The organism is Aneurinibacillus sp. REN35, from assembly GCF_041379945.2.
Classification (GTDB): domain Bacteria; phylum Bacillota; class Bacilli; order Aneurinibacillales; family Aneurinibacillaceae; genus Aneurinibacillus.
In genome coordinates this window covers 237,617-256,724 of the sequence record NZ_JBFTXJ020000001.1, presented here as the reverse complement: position 1 = coordinate 256,724, position 19,108 = coordinate 237,617, and the positions used below count along the sequence as shown (strand labels likewise).

Annotated in this window: 19 protein-coding genes; 1 reads left to right on the top strand and 18 read right to left on the bottom strand. The window is 48.5% G+C overall.

All coding sequences use genetic code 11. The features are described from left to right. Window positions 1-12: 12 nt before the first annotated feature. From AB3351_RS01265 to AB3351_RS01190, 16 genes are all read right to left on the bottom strand, one after another. The gene (locus tag AB3351_RS01265) at window positions 13-516 is read right to left on the bottom strand and encodes a 3-isopropylmalate dehydratase small subunit (RefSeq protein ID WP_371145298.1); all 504 of its coding nucleotides are present in this window, start codon (window positions 514-516) and stop codon (window positions 13-15) included. Beyond that, a complete protein-coding gene (locus AB3351_RS01260; protein WP_371145297.1) occupies window positions 506-1,810 on the bottom strand; it encodes a 3-isopropylmalate dehydratase large subunit in 1,305 nt (434 codons plus the stop codon). The genes AB3351_RS01265 and AB3351_RS01260 overlap by 11 nt, the downstream gene beginning before the upstream one ends. A gap of 82 nt (window positions 1,811-1,892) precedes the next feature. Next, window positions 1,893-3,233 (bottom strand): MmgE/PrpD family protein, encoded by a 1,341-nt coding sequence (locus AB3351_RS01255; RefSeq protein WP_371145296.1) that lies wholly within the window; start codon window positions 3,231-3,233, stop codon window positions 1,893-1,895. Window positions 3,234-3,251: 18 nt separating this feature from the next. Next, complete coding sequence (locus tag AB3351_RS01250) at window positions 3,252-4,604, bottom strand: MmgE/PrpD family protein (protein ID WP_371145295.1); 1,353 nt, start codon at window positions 4,602-4,604, stop codon at window positions 3,252-3,254. After that, window positions 4,601-5,395 carry an IclR family transcriptional regulator gene (locus AB3351_RS01245; RefSeq protein ID WP_371145294.1) on the bottom strand — a complete coding sequence of 265 codons (795 nt, stop codon included), beginning with the start codon at window positions 5,393-5,395 and terminating at the stop codon, window positions 4,601-4,603. The genes AB3351_RS01250 and AB3351_RS01245 overlap by 4 nt, the downstream gene beginning before the upstream one ends. 16 nt (window positions 5,396-5,411) lie before the next feature. Beyond that, window positions 5,412-6,116, bottom strand: a complete 705-nt coding sequence (locus AB3351_RS01240) for an ABC transporter ATP-binding protein (protein ID WP_371145668.1) — start codon at window positions 6,114-6,116, stop codon at window positions 5,412-5,414. Beyond that, a complete protein-coding gene (locus AB3351_RS01235) occupies window positions 6,116-6,832 on the bottom strand; it encodes an ABC transporter ATP-binding protein (RefSeq protein ID WP_371145293.1) in 717 nt (238 codons plus the stop codon). The genes AB3351_RS01240 and AB3351_RS01235 overlap by 1 nt, the downstream gene beginning before the upstream one ends. Window positions 6,833-6,866: 34 nt before the next feature. Then, window positions 6,867-7,868, bottom strand: coding sequence for a branched-chain amino acid ABC transporter permease (locus tag AB3351_RS01230; protein ID WP_371145292.1), 1,002 nt, complete (start codon window positions 7,866-7,868; stop codon window positions 6,867-6,869). After that, on the bottom strand, window positions 7,865-8,737 hold the full coding sequence (locus AB3351_RS01225) for a branched-chain amino acid ABC transporter permease (protein WP_371145291.1): 873 nt from the start codon (window positions 8,735-8,737) through the stop codon (window positions 7,865-7,867). The genes AB3351_RS01230 and AB3351_RS01225 overlap by 4 nt, the downstream gene beginning before the upstream one ends. Window positions 8,738-8,802: 65 nt before the next feature. Further along, window positions 8,803-10,035, bottom strand: a complete 1,233-nt coding sequence (locus AB3351_RS01220) for an ABC transporter substrate-binding protein (RefSeq protein ID WP_371145290.1) — start codon at window positions 10,033-10,035, stop codon at window positions 8,803-8,805. Window positions 10,036-10,048: 13 nt separating this feature from the next. After that, on the bottom strand, window positions 10,049-11,428 hold the full coding sequence (locus AB3351_RS01215; RefSeq protein ID WP_371145289.1) for a dihydroorotase: 1,380 nt from the start codon (window positions 11,426-11,428) through the stop codon (window positions 10,049-10,051). Next, window positions 11,425-12,138 (bottom strand): isochorismatase family protein, encoded by a 714-nt coding sequence (locus AB3351_RS01210; protein ID WP_371145288.1) that lies wholly within the window; start codon window positions 12,136-12,138, stop codon window positions 11,425-11,427. The genes AB3351_RS01215 and AB3351_RS01210 overlap by 4 nt, the downstream gene beginning before the upstream one ends. After that, window positions 12,135-13,541, bottom strand: coding sequence for an FAD-dependent oxidoreductase (locus AB3351_RS01205; RefSeq protein ID WP_371145287.1), 1,407 nt, complete (start codon window positions 13,539-13,541; stop codon window positions 12,135-12,137). The genes AB3351_RS01210 and AB3351_RS01205 overlap by 4 nt, the downstream gene beginning before the upstream one ends. Window positions 13,542-13,555: 14 nt before the next feature. Then, window positions 13,556-14,173 carry a flavin reductase family protein gene (locus tag AB3351_RS01200; RefSeq protein WP_371145286.1) on the bottom strand — a complete coding sequence of 206 codons (618 nt, stop codon included), beginning with the start codon at window positions 14,171-14,173 and terminating at the stop codon, window positions 13,556-13,558. A 175-nt stretch (window positions 14,174-14,348) separates the two neighbouring features. Beyond that, window positions 14,349-15,107 (bottom strand): IclR family transcriptional regulator, encoded by a 759-nt coding sequence (locus AB3351_RS01195; RefSeq protein WP_371145285.1) that lies wholly within the window; start codon window positions 15,105-15,107, stop codon window positions 14,349-14,351. 89 nt (window positions 15,108-15,196) lie between these two features. After that, the gene (locus AB3351_RS01190) at window positions 15,197-15,394 is read right to left on the bottom strand and encodes a hypothetical protein (RefSeq protein ID WP_371145284.1); all 198 of its coding nucleotides are present in this window, start codon (window positions 15,392-15,394) and stop codon (window positions 15,197-15,199) included. A 144-nt stretch (window positions 15,395-15,538) separates the two neighbouring features. On the opposite strand from AB3351_RS01190, the gene AB3351_RS01185 reads away from it, so the two are divergent. Beyond that, entirely contained in the window at window positions 15,539-16,864 is a 1,326-nt protein-coding gene (locus tag AB3351_RS01185; protein ID WP_371145283.1) for a short-chain fatty acid transporter, read from the top strand. 48 nt (window positions 16,865-16,912) lie between these two features. Here the strand turns inward: AB3351_RS01185 and AB3351_RS01180 are convergent, their stop codons facing one another. Together AB3351_RS01180 and AB3351_RS01175 are read right to left on the bottom strand one after the other, a co-directional pair. Beyond that, window positions 16,913-17,548, bottom strand: a complete 636-nt coding sequence (locus AB3351_RS01180; RefSeq protein ID WP_371145282.1) for a lysozyme family protein — start codon at window positions 17,546-17,548, stop codon at window positions 16,913-16,915. Between the two features lie 124 nt (window positions 17,549-17,672). Beyond that, a complete protein-coding gene (locus AB3351_RS01175; protein WP_371145281.1) occupies window positions 17,673-18,938 on the bottom strand; it encodes an MFS transporter in 1,266 nt (421 codons plus the stop codon). Window positions 18,939-19,108: the final 170 nt, after the last annotated feature.

Genomic DNA, 19,108 nt, shown 5'->3' with positions numbered 1-19,108 from the left:
GCTGCTCTCTCCTTACCTATTTGTAGATTGATTGCGGAATGTATCTTCAAGATACGGCACGAGGCCGCCTTTTTGCAGAATCGTAATAATATGCTCCGGAAATGCTTCAGCCTGTACAGTAACTCCCTGTGTCTCATTCGTTACCGTACCGCTTTCAAGTTCAATCTCTACCATGTCGCCTTCTTCGACAGGGAATTCACCATCGTACTCCAATACCGGAAGACCGAGATTGATTGCATTGCGGTAGAAAATACGAGCGGAAAACTTGCAGACAATTGCACCTATACCCGCATGCTTGAGTGCGTCCGGTGCTGATTCCCTGCTGGAGCCGCAGCCAAAGTTCTTGCCAGCGATGATAATATCACCTGGCTGAACCTTGGAAGCAAATGACGGATCGATCCCTTCCATTACATGGGCCGCCAACTCCTGGCTCGTTAGCTTTAAATACTGGCCCGGCGCGATAACATCCGTATTAATATCATCGCCAAATATCCATACGCGCCCCCTAACCTTCATGGACACTCTCCCCTTTCTGCATGCGAATCCGGTCGAGAACTGTACGCGGATCACTGATGTATCCGGTCACTGCGGAAGCTGCGACCGTATATGGTGAAGCAAGAAATACTTCCGCATCCCTTGCGCCCATGCGCCCCTGGAAATTCCGATTTGTTGTCGAGATGCACCGCTCCTTCGATGCTAACACGCCCAATCCAAGCCCTGCACAAGCACCGCAAGCAGATGGAAGCAGAGTAGCGCCTGCCGCCAGCAGTGTTGCCAAGATACCATCCTGCATAGCTCGTTCCATTACACGTGTGGATGATGGAGCTACCATAAGCCGTACATTCGGTGCCACGCGTTGTCCCTTCAGCACATCGGCTGCCGCTTTCAAATCTGTATACTTCGCTCCCGTACACGCCCCGATATACGCCTGGTTAATGGGCAGCCTCTCTGCCTCGATCTCTCGCGCCAAGCTTACATTCTCCGGTGCATGCGGACGCGCTACCAATGGCTCAAGGGCGCTAGCATCAAATGTGTGATGTTCCATATATGCAGCATCCTCATCCGAGTATACGGGTTCATACCCTGTTACATGACGTTCATCCAGATAATCAAATACAATATCATTCGGTGCAATCACGCCCGCCTTTGCACCAAGCTCGATAGCCATGTTGGATAGAACAAGCCGCTCATCCATGTTCAGTGCATCTACCGCCTCACCTGCATACTCCACCGCTCGATACGTGGCTCCGTCTCCGCCGAGACGTCCAATGGCTGCAAGCATCATGTCTTTGGCCATCGTATACGGAGCAAGCTGCCCTGCCCATTCAATCAGAATTGTCTCCGGCACCTTAATCCATGTCTGTCCCGTAGCCATTACACCGAGCATGTCAGTAGATCCCAAGGCAATCGCAAAGGCCCCTACAGCCCCGGCTGTAGTCGAATGGGAGTCCCCCCCGACATACATCATCCCCGGCTTAATATATCCTCTCTCCACAGGTACGATATGACAGATCCCTTCTCCTTCATGGTAACGTGAAATCCCTTGCTCCTTTACCCATTCCCGCGTTAGCTTTAAGATCTCGGCCTCCGCCGGTCCGCTCGCCGGCACGAAGTGATCCCCAATGACGACAACGTGGTCTGGATTCCATACCTTCCGTCCAAGCCGCGCTAAGTTTTTATGGATACGGCGTGGACCGCCCGAGTCATGCATCATGGCCAAATCAATGTTGACATTTACGATTTGGTTCGGACGGACATCAGGTGTACCGCTTGCACGTTCGATGACTTTCTGTACCAATGTCTTTCCCATCCTACCATTCCTCCTGTTGATCTGACGATTGTAAGTTTCACGATACGGAACTAGTTCCGAAAATCAAACAAAAAATTTATACCTATAAGGCATCTGGTACACACAAAGCAAATAATGGGGTGATGTCTACTTCCTGTTCCATATTCTCAACGAATGCGATAAGCTCATCTTGTCTAGCAGGTGATAGAATGCCTGCTGTCAACGCGCGAAACTTCGCAATGAGTGCTTCTGGAGTGAACGCTTTGCCCGGTCCGCCTTCTGCAATGTCACAGCGCGCTTCATATACCCGGCCATCTGTACAGGTTATCGTCACAACGGCTGGCATAATGGAAGGATATTCCTTTTCTAGTTCACTATCATTTCGCACCGTTACTTTTCTAGCAAACGCTCGGACTTCCTCATTCCCAAGCCATCGGTCCGCAAATACCGTATGATCGGCTATGCCGGACCATAATCGTACAGCTAGCGCGTACGGAATGGAGAACTTCGCCGCCAACACATTATGCGGAGCTTGATTAGAAAGGGTGGCTGCACGGCTGTAGGTGCGTACCTCTACCTGTTCAATTTCCTCTTGGTTAAGGGAATGCTCTGCTAAAAGAGAAGCAAAAGCATCGAGCGGTGCATGGGCATACCGGCAAAATGCATACGGTTTGAAATAATTACGTTCAATCTCCCAACCCTCTCCCATACCAGCAAGCATGGCTTCTCGATCAAACGCACTGCCGAGCACAGACCCGAAGATGTAGTCTAGTGATTGCGTTGGCGCCAGGTATCCGCTGCGCACAAGCTGCAGGCTGCGGATGCCGGATTCACTGGCCTGACCGGCATATACATTGCGGATTAAAGCCCCCTCAAGCGCTGCGTTCCACATTGTTGGCATGGCAAACGATGCGCTCAGCTTCACACCTTCCACCCATTCCTCTTCTTCTGCCCCGGCTAAAAGCAGAATGGCAGAGGCGGCTCCCATCACTCCCCATGTCCCATGGGCATGCGCGTCGGGGTGAAGCGTTACCGCCCGACCAAAACGCGAACACGCTTCATATCCGGTAATTAAAGAGAGGAGAAAATGCTGTCCTGTGCAGGCATCCATGCTCTGTGCATATGTCAACAGCGTCGGAATGACATGAGCAGCAGGGTGTCCTTTGCTCCATTGGTTGCCCTCATCCATCTCCGTTGCTACCGAACCGCAGCCGTTTATAAATGCAGCCTCGTATAACCCGGCCGTCCATTCGGTACCAAGAATACGGTATACCCCTGGCGAGATACTTGATGCCATCTGCGCAAGACGCTGCACCTCCTCCTCTCGGTTGCCAAACAACTGGGCCGCTAATGAATCCAGCAGTGTATATTTTGCTGCACGTACAGCGGATGGCTCTATATCTTCCCATCGGGCCTGATTTACAAATGCGCCTAACACTTCCATCTTCTATCTCTCCATTCTTTATACGGAAGTAGGGAGCAAAAGCGTTGTAATCTCCCTCATACTCTTTATCTCTTCTAGTCCCTGGACACGACGCACGATTTCCTTTGCTCTCACATCTCCCAGCACAGGAGAGGTAAGCGCGAGAAACTTCGCTATCAGCTGCTGATCTGTCAATGGTCTACCCGGGTCACCTGTAACGATGTGTACTTCTTCACTCCATCGCTCTCCATCTATCGTCGTAAGCATGATGCGAGTGGCACGAATATCCGGCAGCAAGCGGGTAAGCTCTTCTGCTTCCGTTACGGATACCCGATCGGCTAATGCCTGAAGTCTCGCATCCTGCATATTTTCATCACGAAATTGCTCTTGCTCTACTCCGCCCAGACCAAGCAGAATGGCAAGTGAAAATGGAATCGAAAACTTCGCTGCTAGCCCATTTGGCGGACGCAAATCACGGAGCGCGGACGCTGACTTATATGTTTCCACTTGAATCTGCATGACATCTTCTGGCTGCAGCGGACGACCAGCAGCATTCTCAAAGCGCTTCTGGATTGTAAGCATACAATCAATTGCGCCATGAACGAAGCGGCAGCAGGCATATAGTTTCATATAATTATGTTCCAAAAGAAGACGGTTGCCATACTCGCTGCCCAGACGCTTGATATCCAATGCAGAGCCGAGCATGGTTTCATACAAGGAAGCGACTACAGCAGGATGGCTCTCCATTCCTGCTTGTGCCATACGGGCGGCCAGCGCGCCGATGACATTGCTTGCACCGATATATCCATTGCGTACCGTCGCCCCGAGAAAGGCGGAGGTCCATGCAGAACCAAGCGGCATGGATGCGCCAAGCAGCAGCGCCTGTGTCAGCTTCTCTACACCTAAATCATTTAATTTGGCTACGGCCGCCGCACTACCGATTGTCCCCCAATTGCCATGAGGGTGTACCGTCGGATGCAGTGTAACAGCGCTGCCAAATCGAGCTGTGATTTCATAAGAAGCGGCAAAAGCAGTCATAAACGTCCTGCCATCACACTTTTTTTCTTCCGCTTCAGCCAGCAGAGCGGGAAAGAAGTGGGCTGCAGGATGTCCTTTTGCCGCTGCATGCCCTTCATCCATCTCTGTTGCTACCATTGTACTGCCATTCAGTGCCACAGCCATGTCCCGCTGACTGCTTCTGCCAATTCCTGCGACCGTATATATCCCATCCTGTGCATCCAGGACATCGGCACCTTGCAGAAGCTGACTTCCTGCCACCATGCAGCCGAACGAATCCAGTACAATCCGTTTTACCGCCTGCCTGGCTTCGTTTGAGAGATGATCATAAGAAAAGTCGGATAGGAATGCGCCAGCAGTTTGATATGCATTCATCTAGCGCCTCCTTCCCCGGATATAGCAGCAGCTCCGACGGTAAGCGGAACACGATAATATCCCATTCTCTCAGATATAAGACGTGCCGCATGTATCGTCTCAGCAATCATCGGTCCGCTGTTGTTTTCTGTCAGACGCTGTATTGGCCCTGCCAGTGTTAAGCCTGCTATTGCAGCTCCGGTATAGTCAAAAATCGGCGCCGCAATCGCAAAGCTTCCTTTCATCCGCTCCTCACGTGTTACGCAGACGCCCTCTTTCTTAATCCGCATCAATTCTTCCGCTAGTTTTGCTTTAGCGTCACCGACAAGGGGAAGACGATCAAGGAGGCGAATACGCTCTGCTTCAGATACATGGGCAAACAATACCTTTCCAGAGGCGCCTTGATGAATCTCATGCTGCTCTCCGATCCGCACAAAGTTACGGACGGTGTGTGGACTATCGACCTTCTCGATGCACACGCGCTGGCCTCCCTCAAGAATATTGAGCTCAATCGTCTCATCGGTCTTCTCCATTAGCTCGCGCATAACAGAAAGAGCGATCTCACGCAGATTAAAAGCATTTTGGACAATACTGCCCAAGGTGAAAAATTTAAATCCCAGCTCATACTTTTGTGTTGTGTCATTTTGCTGTATATACTTCCGCTTCTCAAGCGTGTGCAAAAGTCGAAACACCGTACTCTTTGGCAGCCCTGTCTTCCTCTGAATAGATGTTAGTGTCAGTACCGGCTCATCTAGCGAAAAACTCTCCAGAATATCCAGTGTCTTCTCTAACGATTTTACGGACTCTCCCATCGTCTCTCTCCTCCTGCTACATGCCGAGATAAGCCGCCTTCAGTTCATCGTTATTTAACAGCTCATCCGCCGCCCCGCTCATAACGATTCTTCCATTTTCAATGACATAGCCGCGATCAGATAATTCCATAGCGGCATATGCGTTCTGTTCTACCAGCAGCACGGTTACGTCATGATCCTTGATCTTCTTAATAATTTCAAACACTTGTTTTGTCAGTAGAGGAGACAGCCCAATGGATGGCTCATCAAGAATCAATAGCTTAGGGCATGACATCAGTCCACGGGCAATAGCAACCATCTGTTGCTGTCCGCCGCTCATGCTGCCGACAAGTTGCCCTTTTCGCTCCAGTAAAATCGGAAACAACTCATATACCCATTCGAGATTTTCTTGGAACTTTTTGCGCGCTTCCTTCGTGAAAGCACCCAACTCCAGGTTCTCTAAGACATTCATCTCCGTAAAAAGTTTGCGTCCTTCCGGTACCTGGATCAGACCACGCTCTACAATCTGATGCGGCTGCAGGTGGTCAATCCGCTCCCCTTCAAAAGTAATGGTACCGCCTGAGAGCTGGTGAAGACCGGAGATCGCTTGCAATAAAGTCGTCTTACCTGCGCCATTCGTGCCAAGAACCGAGACCAGTTCTCCTTTTTGCACATGAAAGTCAATGCCGCGCAGTACTTGTAGATTTCCGTATCCGGCCTGAACATTCGATACTTCAAGCATCATAGCGCCCCTCCTAGGTAAGCTTCGATAACAAAGGCATCCTTGGTGACTTCCTCCGGCTTTCCTTCGGCAATCTTCTCACCATGATGCATGACGAGGACACGATCGGACAGCGCCATTACCGCCGCCATCAAATGTTCGATAAAGAAAATGGACGTGCCGCCATCTCGGATTTTACGGATCAATCCGATTACCTCTTCCACTTCTGTCGGGTTTAATCCAGACATCACTTCATCTAAAAAGAGCAGGGCAGGCTGGGATGCCAGCGCACGCGCCATCTCTACTTTTTTCTGTTCAACAAACGTCAAGTCTTTCATCCGGATGTCCTTTTTCTTCTCCAATCCGACAAAGGCCAGCTTCTCGAGTGCAAGCGCCTGAGCTTCCTCACGCTTGCGTACCCGGTTAAATGCGCCAACCATCGTATTCTCTAGCAAAGTAAGGTTTCCGAATGGCTGTACGATTTGGAAGGTACGAGCCACTCCTTCTTTGCAGATGAACTCCGGTTTCTTGCCCCTGATTTCCTTTCCGTTCAGCCATACTTCGCCTTCTTCCGGCACATGATAGCCGCAGATGGAGCTGAACAGCGTAGTCTTACCGGCTCCGTTCGGTCCGATCAGTCCAAGAATCTCTCCACGCTCCAATGTCAGACTTACATTTGAGACCGCCACAAGCCCTTTAAAACGTTTTGTTACATTTTTTACCTGAAGTAAGCTCATCTATAGTTCCCCCTCTCATCTGCCGCCCAGTCGGCTAGGCGATGTTTTTCACACCAGGCTTTTGCGAAGGCTCCTGCTTAAGCGCCTGCCGCTTCTTATTTCTCCGGTTCTGATACCAGCCGACCAGCCCTTCCGGTAGATACAGGATAATCAGTAGCATAATAATTCCGTATGCGATAAGATTCGCCCCAGCAAAGTTTCCTAAATACATCGTCGTAAGCTCGCCCAGTGGAATGATCAGGAATGCACCGACAATCGGACCGAATACGGTTCCTACCCCGCCAATAATCGCCGGGAGGAGAATGCTGACGGACATATCAGAAGAAAATACCATCGGCGGCTCGATAAACATAATGTACTGTGCATAAAAAGTACCTCCGACCGCCGTAAGCGCCGAGCTGATCGCTACAGCAATCATTTTGTTGCGGTACGTATTCACGCCAAGCGATTGAGCGGCGTCTTCGTTTTCCCTAATGGCGATCAGGCTATATCCCAGACGCGAGCGGCTAATCATATATACAAGCATCGTAATCAATGCAACCATGAGCAAGGCGATATAGTAGTAACCAAAGCGATACTCGAACTGAAACCATTTTGGTTCCATATTTAACGGGATAAGAAAGCCCATTGTCTTGTTTAACAGCTCCGTATTCTGCACTACAATACGCAGAATCTCTGCGAATGCCAGCGTAGCAAGCGCAAAATAGGCTCCCTTTAGCTTGTAGCGAAACGATAGAAATCCGATGAACAAGCCGATCAGCATGGCCACTGCGGCGCCGATAAACAAGCCGACCCAGGGTGTGACCTGATATTTTACAAATAGCATCGTCGACATGTAAGCACCTGTGCCGAAGAAAGCAGCATGTCCAAAAGAGAACTGCCCGGAGTATCCGCTCATAATGTTCCACGCCTGGCTTAAAAAGGCAAAAAACAGAATGAGAATGAGTACATGCAGCGAGTCATCGGATACGAAGAGCGGAACAAGCGCCATGATAACAAGCAGAGCAAGCGACCCAAGAAGCCCTTTGTATTTCATCGTGCAGCACCTCCAAATAAGCCTGTCGGACGGAACAGAAGAATAAAGATAAAGAGCACATACGCCACAAGTTCCTTCCAATCCCCTGTGAACAGTACGCCTCCAAGCGCTTCGGCCACTCCAATAATCAATCCGGCTGCCAGCGCACCACCGAAGTTACCCAATCCTCCGAGCACAACTACAACAAATGCTTTGAGGACAAACACACTGCCCGCATGCGGACTTGTATAGAAGAATGGTGTAATCAGCGATCCCGCTATTGCTGCCAGTGCGGCACCAAGACCAAAGGTGACATAGTTAACCGTTTTCACTTTAATACCGACAAGTGATGCTCCGTGCTTGCTAATTGCGGATGCACGAATAGCCTTGCCGAAATATGTCTTGTGTAAGAACCAATACAGACAAACCGTGAGTGCAATCGTAAAGGCAAAAGCAATCAGACGCGGCTTATTGATGATAATATCGCCTAACATCAGCGAACTTTCCAGCCATGGAACCTTTACGCTGCGAAAATCCGGACTGAATGCGACCATTGCCACATTCTCAATGACCAACATCAAACCGAATGTGATAAGCAATTGATTGTGTTCCGGCGCGTCCATCGCTTTCTCCATTACACCGCGCTGCACCGCCATCCCGAGCAGGAACAGCGTCAGTGCACTCAGAGGCAGAGAAAGGTAGGGATTTAATCCCAATAGAGCAAAACACCAGTATGATACATACATTCCAAGCATTAAGAATGCGCCTTGGGCAAAATTGATAATCTTCATTACACCAAAGATTAAGGTAAGACCGATACCGATCAGTCCGTAGATTCCGCCCATTAACAATCCATCAATGATGGATTGAACAAACAAGTTTCCATCCATGTCATGCCCTCCTTCTTATACAGGATGGCGGACCCGATCAAGCGGCCCGCCGCCAATTCGTATTCTTACTTGCCCTGTACAGGCAGATGCAGGTTTGCCTCCTTGTATGTTTCCGGATACACAATAAGTGATTTTCCATCAACAATCTGGTTGAGCGTAGCCTGTGCGTTGATATTCTGGCCCGTTTTGTCGAACATGATGGCATCTTGCGGCAGAATGTGGTTTTTGTCCTGCATTTTAGCGATTTCATCCCGAATCTTTGTCTTATCGGTTGTGCCAGCCCGCTCGATCGCCTCGATGAGAATGCGAGCTGATTCATACGAATACGCTGCGTTCGGTCCGAGATTTTTATTGTATTTCTCTTTAAACTTTTTCTTCAGAGCCTGCGCTCGTTCTTCCTTAGAATTAATCGTATAGTTGACATCCATCATATATTGGTTGACACCCGTCTCCTCAGCGATGAAGTTTGCGTTGCTGAGCGCGCCGTTAGCCACACCAATAACCGCTTTTGGCTTCACGCCGGACTGCTTCATTCCCTGGAACAATAAATTCCCATCATTTAAATAGGTAGTAACGATGACCACATCCGGCTTTAATGAGGCGATTTTTCGTACGTCCGAAGTTAAATCAGATGTTTTGGCTGAGTGCGGCATATCAGCTAGTATTTTCAATCCTGCCTTGTCTGCATTTTTTCGGATGTGATTGGCGATACTCGTTCCGAATACGGAATCCTCGTGAACCAATACCGCTGTTTTTAATCCAGCGTTTTCTTTCTCATTTAACTGTTTAAAATATTTCAAAAAGTTCTCCGACATCATCGTTGCATTCGGCTGAATCCGAAACGTATACGCAAACCCGCGTTCCGTCACTTCGTCCGCTGTCGCAATCGTGATGAGGAATGGAGTCTTTCTCCGCTCCGCCTCCTGGCTGGCTGCCATCGCTACCCCACTCGTATACGTACCGAGCACGCCAAGTGCTCCTTTGCGGATGAGACGTTGTGTCTCCGTAATCCCCTTCTCTGGCTTTCCTTCGTGATCGCTATCAAGAAGCGTTACTTTGGCGCCGCCGAGCGACTTAATGCCGCCCGCTTCATTTTTTTCATCAACTGCCATCTTAATGGCATCGCGCATTTCCTGTCCTTCAATCGCCAGCGCACCGCTGAGCGGGTGAAGCTGTCCAATCTTTACTTCATTAACTTTGCCGCTTGCGCCGACTGTTTTTGCTTCCTCGCTCGAACAGCCGGCCAGTCCCATGGCTCCCAGTGCAGTAATCAGTACGATACTGAGAAGACGCTTCATGGCCCTCCTCCTTTTATACAAAACGTTTAATGTACTTACCTCGTCCTACTTCCGCAACCGGCTGTCCGTCTTCAACAATGATATCCCCCCGGCTGATCGTATACACAGGCCAACCGCTTGCCTTCATGCCATCATAGACAGAATAGTCCGCAGAGGAATAAAAACGGCTGTGGTGAATCGTCTCTTCCTTCCCGATATCCACAATGGCAAAGTCCGCATCCGCTCCGACCTCAATTCTTCCCTTCTCCGGCAAATTAAATGACTCAGCCACTTGGTAGGAAGTAATATCAGCAATGCGCTCCAGCGGCAGTCCACGCTTTAGATGCCCCTCCGTAATCATGATGGGCAATAATGCGCCAACACCTGGGAATCCGAACAATGCGTCCCATACCCCATCGCCTTTCGCATATTTTTTGGCGAGTGAATTCGGTACATGATCGGTACCGATGGCGTTGATGACACCGGAAGCAATTCCTTCCCAGAGACGTTCACGGTCCCAATCCGTATGAATCGGCGGCCCAACCTTCGCATTCAATGTTGGTGATTCCTCGGTTAAGGTTAAGTAATGAATACACGTTTCTACTTTTGTGCCTTTTTGGGTTAGCCAAGGAACTTTATCCAGTACATCCACGCTCGCTCCTGAGCTTAAGTGCACGATAAAGACGTTTCCTTCTGCAATGCTGTTCAAATACAATGTACTCAGCATCGATTCGGCTTCCGCATAGCCCGGACTTGTCTTCGACCATGTGCGAAGCGTATCCTCGACCGATTGCTCCTTCAACTGTGCGGTTAGGTAGCGATTGATGTCCATGTTTTCAGAATGAATACAAAGCAGCATCTTCGGTGAGATTTGTTTGAACTGTGTAAGCAAGCGCATTAAATCCGCTGAAGATAGATCAATACCGTTTGTTACATTAAATACTTGGTTCAGCTTACGCTCATAATTGCGGAAGAATTTAAAGGATGTCATCTTGTACTGGTCTACATAGGCTTCAAGCTCATCAATGTGCTGTTCTGTTAAAATCCCTAAACTGTATGCAAAATCAATATAGCTATTCTCCTCTCCTGTCTCGATGAGAGAAGGCATTAATTCATGGTAGCTTTGCGGTTGACGGTAAAAGTTTACGAGCGTGGTAACACCGCCAATGGCATTTTGCTTTGTATCTCTAAAATCTTCTTCCAATGAATTGTAGATACCTAGATGTTCATGGGCATCGACTACGCCAGGGAAGATATGCATTCCCTGTGCATCAATTGTTTTTGCAGCGTCTTCCTGTGTACCCGGTTCAAATATCGCGGCGATCTTGCCGTTTTTCACGCCAATCTCTGCTCGTTTTACTCCGACACCGGGGAAAACGACTTCTCCGTTTTTAATGAATAGATCGAATCTCATGATTCCACCTCCGATAGATTTGTTTCTCCGATCTGCTGGAAGTACGCTTCTACATCTTGGGCATACGGTACATCACAATATTTCATCCATAAATCAAGCAACGCTGCTTTATGTGAAAGCGTAATCCGGTCATATACCGCATCCTCTACAACTCCCACATTGAAATTATGTGTTACCGCGTCTACGGCTGTTGCTCGTACACACCCGCTTGATGACCCACCGACCAGAATGAGCGTATCAATCCCCATTTTAATGAGGTAACTTATGAACGGTGTACCAAAAAAAGCACTCGCATAGCTCTTGTCAACAATCAGATCTGCCACATCAGGAGCCAGTTCTGGAACGATATCTGCTTCCGGTCTTCCATCAATATATTTGGTATTATCACGGGACGCTTTGATAGCGAAAGAGTCAAATTGAATGGTCTTCTTCTGTACGTTACGAGTGTAAATAACAGGAATACCGTTTGCTTTTGCAGCTGAGCGAAGCTGCTGAATTACGCGAAGCGCTTTCCATGCTTCCGCGCCGCCACCGCTTGGCCATTCATCCAACTGTGCTTCAATCGGCAGATCTACGCCGACATAATTAGGCTGCGCATCAATAATGACGAGTGCCGGGTTTTTTCCGAATCCGCGCGGTTTACCATATCCGCCTTTCTCGATGACCAGCCGGTCCACTTCTGTTAATGCGTCTTCCCATGCTCGTTTCATAATATGATTCCCCCTGCCTTCATGTTTTCAGATAGTTGTGCAGCAGCATGGTCCCCAGCGATTTTGCCGAAACCAAGTGCCGCGAGCAATCCATTGCCTGACATGTATCCTTTAGGATGTCTGCCCGATACGCCAGCCGCAGCGCCCCCCACCGCATATAGATTCGGGATGGGATTGCCGTCTTTTTTCAGCACCTGGGCATGGCGGTTAATCTTCAATCCGCCCTGCGTATGGAACAGCGCTGGCACAACCTTGAGTCCATATAATGGAGCTTCTAGCTTTTTGGGCAGGTGTGTGCGACCGAACGCATCCACACCAGAAGCAACAGCTTGGTTAAACGCCAGCACCTCCTCTTCAAATACGTGAGGATTCATTCCCAGCTTTTGAGCAAGTTCGGCTGGCGTCTCTGCTTTCTTAAACGCATTCATCTCATCTAACCGCCGAAAATCTTCGATACCGCCTAACTGATTATAAATAGCAGCATCAAAAATGTAATTGGCATATCCTTCCGGCTGCTTCATGACTTCAAGGGCAAATTCAGAATATCCCTGCGCCTCATTTCCGAAACGCCGCCCTTCTTTGTTTGTGAGAAATCCTCCACTCATAACACCGCCCCACGTCATTAAAATACCGTGAGAGGGTGCCACAGAAGAGTGTCCCTGGAATCCGCTCATACAGGACAATGCGGCACCAAGTTCTTCTCCCCACATGATCGCATCACCCGTGTTCGCTTCATAGCCGAAATACAGCGCCTCTGCAATCTCAGGAATGTATTTCTTAACCAACTCCATGTTCCCGCCAAAACCATTGGAAGCAAGGATTACTTTTTTAGCCCGCACATACTGGGCGCCCTGTGGTGTATCCGCTTCCACACCGATGATCGCGCCCCGCTCATCCGTATACAGGCGTACGACCGGAGAACGAAGCATCAGGTATGCATTCTCCTGCTTTTGCAGGGCTCGCTTCAGCATCTTCACGAGATCTTCACCAGCCCGCGACGGTGGGGCATGCATCCGCAGGCGGCTATGTCCCGGATAACGAAATTCGGTAACTACGCTTAAATCAAACGCAAGCTCTTCTGTCATCCAATCGATGAGCGGACCTGACGCTTCACAAAGTGCTCGTGTTACTTCCAGATCACTTTCTTTATTATTCTTACGCAGAATGTCATGCATCATCGTCTCAGCCGAATCGTCAATTCCAAGCTCACGCTGCTGCGCCGTGCCTGCCGCTGGAATCATGCCTGCGCTGGCAGCCGTATTACCCAGCACGAATTCTGTCTTCTCAAAAATAATAACCTCGGCTCCCGTTCGGCTGGCAGCGAGTGCCGCTGTTAATCCGCCACCACCGGCTCCTATAACGACAACATCAGCTTCAATATCCCATTCAGGATGCTGTGCCATTGTCACGCCCCCTTTTATATCATTTCGTTTTTTCTCCAATCGAGCCGCGGTAGCTCAAACAAGTCACCTGCCTGCACATACCATTTGCCTCCCATGCGTCCGACTGCTTCCAACCGCTCCATCTGAATGCGGTCTTCCTTAATGAGGTGATCTGCCGCATGAATAGCTACGACTTCTCCAATCACCAAGGCATGTGGGGAAGATCCGATCTCAAGAATGTCATGCAGCCGACACTCCATATGAACAGGTGACTGCTGAATACGCGGAGGCTTGACGCACACAGAAGGTACCGTATCAAGCCCGGCTAACTTCAGCTCATCTTCGTCTGGCTGATAATCTTTTGATGTCTCGTTCATCGCTACTACATTGTGGGCGGTGACAAGATTAATCACAAATTCCTTGGTGTCTTCAATATTAAGCAGCGTATCCTTCTTCTTGCCGTCTCTTCGCTCGATAGCGAATAAGACTAATGGAGGTTCAATGGATACACCGGTAAAATAGCTGAATGGAGCCGCATTTCCTACACCACAAGCACTCATGGTTGTTACCCAGGCGATGGGACGCGGCACAATACAGCTTGTCAGCATACGGTACTTGTCTTTGGCTGATAACGTTGCCAAATTCCAATACATAGTCCATCCCTCATTTCGTTCCGTATTATGGAACGCGTTCTATATTTGAATACATTGTAACACTATACCTTTTCCGATTTCAATAATAATTTAGAAAATTTATTATCTTCGATTTGTATTGCGCTTACATCACTTGAAAAATGACATAAAAAAAAAGACCTGGTAGTAACCAGATCTAAAAGGCAGACGGCGTCGCAATATATCCTAACTTCTCAGATATATTACGGCTTGCTTCGAGTACTGTAGTAATCAAAAACCGCTCATGCTCTTCATTGAGACGCTGAACCGGACCTGCAATGCTAAGCGTGCCTAATAGCTGTGCGCTATGGTCGAAGATAGGAGCTGAGACCGCGAAGCTCCCCTGAATACGATCGCCCCGTGTAATGCCATATCCATGTTGCCGAATTTCATGCAGCTCCTGTTCAAGTCGACCGCGGTCATCGATGTATTCTGCCTCTGCATCCATAATCCGCATCTGCTCACGTTCATTAAGAAACGCTAGCATCGTCTTGCCGGTCGCCCCTCGGCACAGTGAATTCCGCTCACCGATCCGAACAAAATTCCGTACCCGCTCTGGGCTATCCACCCGCTCAATACATATCCGTTTCGTATCATCAAACGTATTAAGTGTAACCGTTTCGTTCGTTGTGACCGCTAATTCACGCATAACAGATAACGCAATTTTACGGAGATCAAACTGTTCTTGAACGATGGCGCCAAGCCGGAAAAACATATGGCCCAATCGATATTTCTGCGATTCTTTATCTTGTTCAATATAATGTCTTTTTTCAAGCGTTGCCAACAAACGAAAAATTGTGCTCTTCGGATATCCGGTTTTTCGTTGGATGTCGCTGATGGATAGCTCCATCTGGTCAAAGGAAAAGCACTCGACGACAGACAGAACCTTTTCAATGGATTTTACCGTATCGCTCATGAAACACCTCACTACGGGATGGGATAGCATCCCATGATTACCACACATTGTACCATAAATCGCTTGCTTTACGGAAAGCTTGTACCATTCTAGAAGGCGATTCCGTCTTTTACCGTTTGTAAAATTGCTTGATCAATTACTTCTTCGATAGATAGGGCAGGATGCGCCTGACGAATGCGCTGCGCATGCCGTACCGTCACCTCAATTACTTTTTCTCTTACCTTCCGTCCCGCAAACTCTTCAAATGCCCGCCTTACCTGGCGTGCTAACTCCTTATCTTCGATCATATCTATCCTCCCAGCATATTTCGCTCTCATTTACACTATTCACAATGTATAAATATACTCATTCATTTATATACGTAAATCATGATTCAAAATAATTTTATTTTTATTAAAATTTAACAAAAAAAGAAGTAAAGGAGGACATCTATGTTAACTCAAATTGCGAATGCATTTTCTCGCGGCGTACGCCGCTATCTCCCGGACTCACTCGTTATCGCTGTATTGATGACGCTTTTCGTACTCGTCATCGCGCTTATGATGAATGCTTCCTCCCCCATGAAAATCTTTGCTTCCTGGGGAGACGGGTTCTGGAAATATCTTGCCTTTACGATGCAGATGGTGCTTGTACTTATGACTGGTATGGTGCTTGCCGCCGTTCCTTTCATCAAAAAAGGGCTGGAGTCGATGGCAGACTGGGCCAAGACACCGCGTCAAGCGTACATCTTGACATTTCTAATTTCTGCGGCCGCTTACTATATTAACTGGGGATTGGCTGTTGTCGTTGGAGCGATTTTCGCCAGAGAAGTGGGAAAAAGAAACACAAAAGCACACTTTCCGCTTTTGGTGGCAGCCGCTTATGCACCAACGGCCCTATATTCTGCTGGACTATCAAGCTCGATTGGTCTAACAATAGCGACACCAGATCACTTTATGGAAAAAGTAATGGGTGTCGTTCCAACCTCAGAGACGATTTTCAGCCTGCCCACCATCAGTATCCTGCTTGTTCTGGTTATAACGATGCCGATCATCATCGCCTTCATGGCTCCAAAAGACCATATTGTAAGCTATCGTCCACATCGTCCTGACGAAAAAGCGAGAGATGAATCCGCAGCCGCGCTTATGGAATCAAAAACGCCCGCCGAAAGGCTAGAGCATACACCGTGGCTGGGTATACTCATGGGAAGCATAGGTCTTATTTATGTTATCTATACACTTTTGCAAGGTACAGATATTAATCTCGATCTTATTAATATTACCTTTTTAAGTGCCGGATTATTTTTCCATCGTTCCCTAGCACAGTTTGCCCGCGCGTTTCATGATGCGGCCACCTCCATTTCGCCGATCATTCTCCAGTTCCCGTTTTATGCTGGAATCATTGCTGTGCTCGGAAGCTCCGGCATGGGTCAGGCTATTATTGATTGGATGACAGCCATCGCGTCAAAAGATACTTTTGTTGTATTCACGTATTGGGCAGCCGGTATCGTGAACATATTGGCACCATCCGGAGGCGGACAATGGGCACTGCAGGGTCCGATTCAAGTCCCTGCTGGCATGCAGCTTGGGGTCGATCCAGGAGATATTGCTATGGCCGTCGCTTGGGGAGATGCTTGGACGAACCTCATTCAGCCGTTCTGGACGCTCCCCATTCTAAGTGTCGTCGGCCTTGGAATTCGGGACATTATGGGCTATTGCATCGTCTTAGGCATATGGGTCGGCGTTGTGACAACAGCTCTGATGTTCTTCCTTTACTAGAACAGCCTCATGGCGTTCCCTTACCTCGTTATATGGAGGGGGGAACGCCTAGTTCATATATTGAATTTTCGGCTTGATTTCTAATACTTTCGTTGTGTAGGAAAAGTCGCCATAGCAGTACGGATAGCGAAAATTCTCACGATCACCGCCGCAATTATAAACATGCGGCTCTTTCTTTACCTGAATCGATGAGAACTGTTTTGCTAGATTCTCATTATGTTTTTTTCCATTGGCTGCTACAAAGTCAATATATCCTCTTCCCATGTTATATGCCTGAATGATTGTTGGAAAATCAACTTTTCTTTTTTGACCATATCGTAAAACCTGCTGAAAATGCTTGACTCCCTGTCGAATGCTCCGTTTCGGATCGTCAATCGTTCCTGGAGGCAGTCCCGCCGATTCCGATGCCTGCATCGGATCGCCGCCTTCTCCCCTGCTTTCCTGATACATCAGTGCGACCATTACTTCCGTGTACTCTTCTAAATTATATTTTTCAAGCTCGCTGCGAAGCATAGGCTCATAGCGCTTCACCTTCTCATACCGATCATACGGTTGCGAAGGCGGCCTCGCTTCATCACCCTCTCTATTCATGAACACCGACGCTAGGATCAGTAACGTCAAGCCCATGATAACGAGGCCTGTGCCTATAAATAGAATCCCTATCCATTTTTTAATTCGCCGCATTATTCTCACCTGCTATGTATATCATCTGTTCTATGTATCATAGTAGGTTTTGCGTAAACCAGCAAAGGGGCAGGAGATGGATCGTATCTCCGTCTTAGGGATGATTGACTTTTGAAAACATAATTCAAGCATTTTTTTGCTGGGAAATCAATGTTTTTACATGCCATTTTGAGGGTAATTGAAGCGAAACTATACTTGCAAGCCCCAATAAAATCGCCGCCATTCCAAAGGAAATGATATGCGTACCAAATGACTCATATCCCCATCCGGCAAGAAACGAGCCCACGGCTCCGCCGATTTGGTGAATGAAATAGCCCCATCCATATAACACACCTACCCAGCGCACCCCATATACATCACCAAGAATAGCGGAAGAAAGCGCTGTGCTTCCCGCCCAGACAAGTCCCCCAATCATGGAAACGATGTACAACTGCCCGGGCGTCATAATTAGTACGAGAGAGAGAAAGCCCAGCCCGCGAACAGCATAGATTAGCGCCAGCATATGTTTGCGGGATAAATGATCCGATAGCTCCCCAAGCAATACTGTACTCAACATCGCAACCACCCCGATTAACCCGATGCCAAATGAGGCGGTCGCATTGGAAAATCCGTGATCGGTCAGCATCGGAACTCCATGTGATCCCAGCAAATTCATACTGAATCCGCAGACAAAAAGCCCGAAGGAAATCTGCCAAAACGTTCGCGTGCTAAGCGCTTGCGTCCATGTCTGTATCGGTGTTATCAAAGCCTCTTGGCTCTTCCGTGCTTTCACGCTTTGATCCGGGAGTTGGTCTGTTCCCTCAGGTGCATCGTCGCGAATAACATAGAGCACGGCCGGCACGAGAAGCAGCACAAAAACAGCGGCAAGCAGCAGCAGGGTACTGCGCCAGCCGATCATATGAATCGAATATGAGAATACGGGCGTCATAATGGCGATCCCGCCCATTGAACCCGTAGACAAATAGAAGAGCGCCTTCCCTCTCTGGCGGGTAAACCACCGGCTCACAAGCGGCGTCATCGCCACCGGACTGGTAAACGAAAGACCGACGGAGAGCAAAATGCCATAAGCCAGAGTAAAAGCTAGCACATTGCGCGTAAAAACCGTCCAAACAATCGAAAACAGCACAATGGCAATGCCAGCGAGCAGAACAAAGCGGGTACCATGACGGTCGACCAGCTTTCCTGCCAGCGGCATGCCCAGTCCATAGGCGAGCATGCTGATGGCTACGACGAAGGAAAGAGAAGTCCGGCTCATCTCCATATCATCCAGGATCGGCTTGAAAAACGGCCCGATGCCCATGCGCGTTCCGACGGTGAGCAGTGTAATCATAGAACAGATGAGCACAATGTTCCAGCCAAAATAAAATTTTCCTATTCCCCCTTGTTTCATCCTATTCCTTCTCTCGTTGTAAAAATATTCATATTTTATCGTAGCACGCGAAGGAAACGAATGGAAATACATTATTTTTATCGAAAGCATAACCAATGATTATCCTCCAAAAGCAGCACGCATACCGAACCACCTATTTTTGTAAGAGAGTGAAAAGGAATCATTTTCAT

Bases quoted from the DNA above. Each gene is read 5' to 3' on its own strand.
- AB3351_RS01265 (WP_371145298.1), bottom strand. From the start codon at position 516: ATGAAGGTTAGGGGGCGCGTATGGATATTTGGCGATGATATTAATACG.
- AB3351_RS01260 (WP_371145297.1), bottom strand. From the start codon at position 1,810: ATGGGAAAGACATTGGTACAGAAAGTCATCGAACGTGCAAGCGGTACA.
- AB3351_RS01255 (WP_371145296.1), bottom strand. From the start codon at position 3,233: ATGGAAGTGTTAGGCGCATTTGTAAATCAGGCCCGATGGGAAGATATA.
- AB3351_RS01250 (WP_371145295.1), bottom strand. From the start codon at position 4,604: ATGAATGCATATCAAACTGCTGGCGCATTCCTATCCGACTTTTCTTAT.
- AB3351_RS01245 (WP_371145294.1), bottom strand. From the start codon at position 5,395: ATGGGAGAGTCCGTAAAATCGTTAGAGAAGACACTGGATATTCTGGAG.
- AB3351_RS01240 (WP_371145668.1), bottom strand. From the start codon at position 6,116: ATGCTTGAAGTATCGAATGTTCAGGCCGGATACGGAAATCTACAAGTA.
- AB3351_RS01235 (WP_371145293.1), bottom strand. From the start codon at position 6,832: ATGAGCTTACTTCAGGTAAAAAATGTAACAAAACGTTTTAAAGGGCTT.
- AB3351_RS01230 (WP_371145292.1), bottom strand. From the start codon at position 7,868: ATGAAATACAAAGGGCTTCTTGGGTCGCTTGCTCTGCTTGTTATCATG.
- AB3351_RS01225 (WP_371145291.1), bottom strand. From the start codon at position 8,737: ATGGATGGAAACTTGTTTGTTCAATCCATCATTGATGGATTGTTAATG.
- AB3351_RS01220 (WP_371145290.1), bottom strand. From the start codon at position 10,035: ATGAAGCGTCTTCTCAGTATCGTACTGATTACTGCACTGGGAGCCATG.
- AB3351_RS01215 (WP_371145289.1), bottom strand. From the start codon at position 11,428: ATGAGATTCGATCTATTCATTAAAAACGGAGAAGTCGTTTTCCCCGGT.
- AB3351_RS01210 (WP_371145288.1), bottom strand. From the start codon at position 12,138: ATGAAACGAGCATGGGAAGACGCATTAACAGAAGTGGACCGGCTGGTC.
- AB3351_RS01205 (WP_371145287.1), bottom strand. From the start codon at position 13,541: ATGGCACAGCATCCTGAATGGGATATTGAAGCTGATGTTGTCGTTATA.
- AB3351_RS01200 (WP_371145286.1), bottom strand. From the start codon at position 14,173: ATGTATTGGAATTTGGCAACGTTATCAGCCAAAGACAAGTACCGTATG.
- AB3351_RS01195 (WP_371145285.1), bottom strand. From the start codon at position 15,107: ATGAGCGATACGGTAAAATCCATTGAAAAGGTTCTGTCTGTCGTCGAG.
- AB3351_RS01190 (WP_371145284.1), bottom strand. From the start codon at position 15,394: ATGATCGAAGATAAGGAGTTAGCACGCCAGGTAAGGCGGGCATTTGAA.
- AB3351_RS01185 (WP_371145283.1), top strand. From the start codon at position 15,539: ATGTTAACTCAAATTGCGAATGCATTTTCTCGCGGCGTACGCCGCTAT.
- AB3351_RS01180 (WP_371145282.1), bottom strand. From the start codon at position 17,548: ATGCGGCGAATTAAAAAATGGATAGGGATTCTATTTATAGGCACAGGC.
- AB3351_RS01175 (WP_371145281.1), bottom strand. From the start codon at position 18,938: ATGAAACAAGGGGGAATAGGAAAATTTTATTTTGGCTGGAACATTGTG.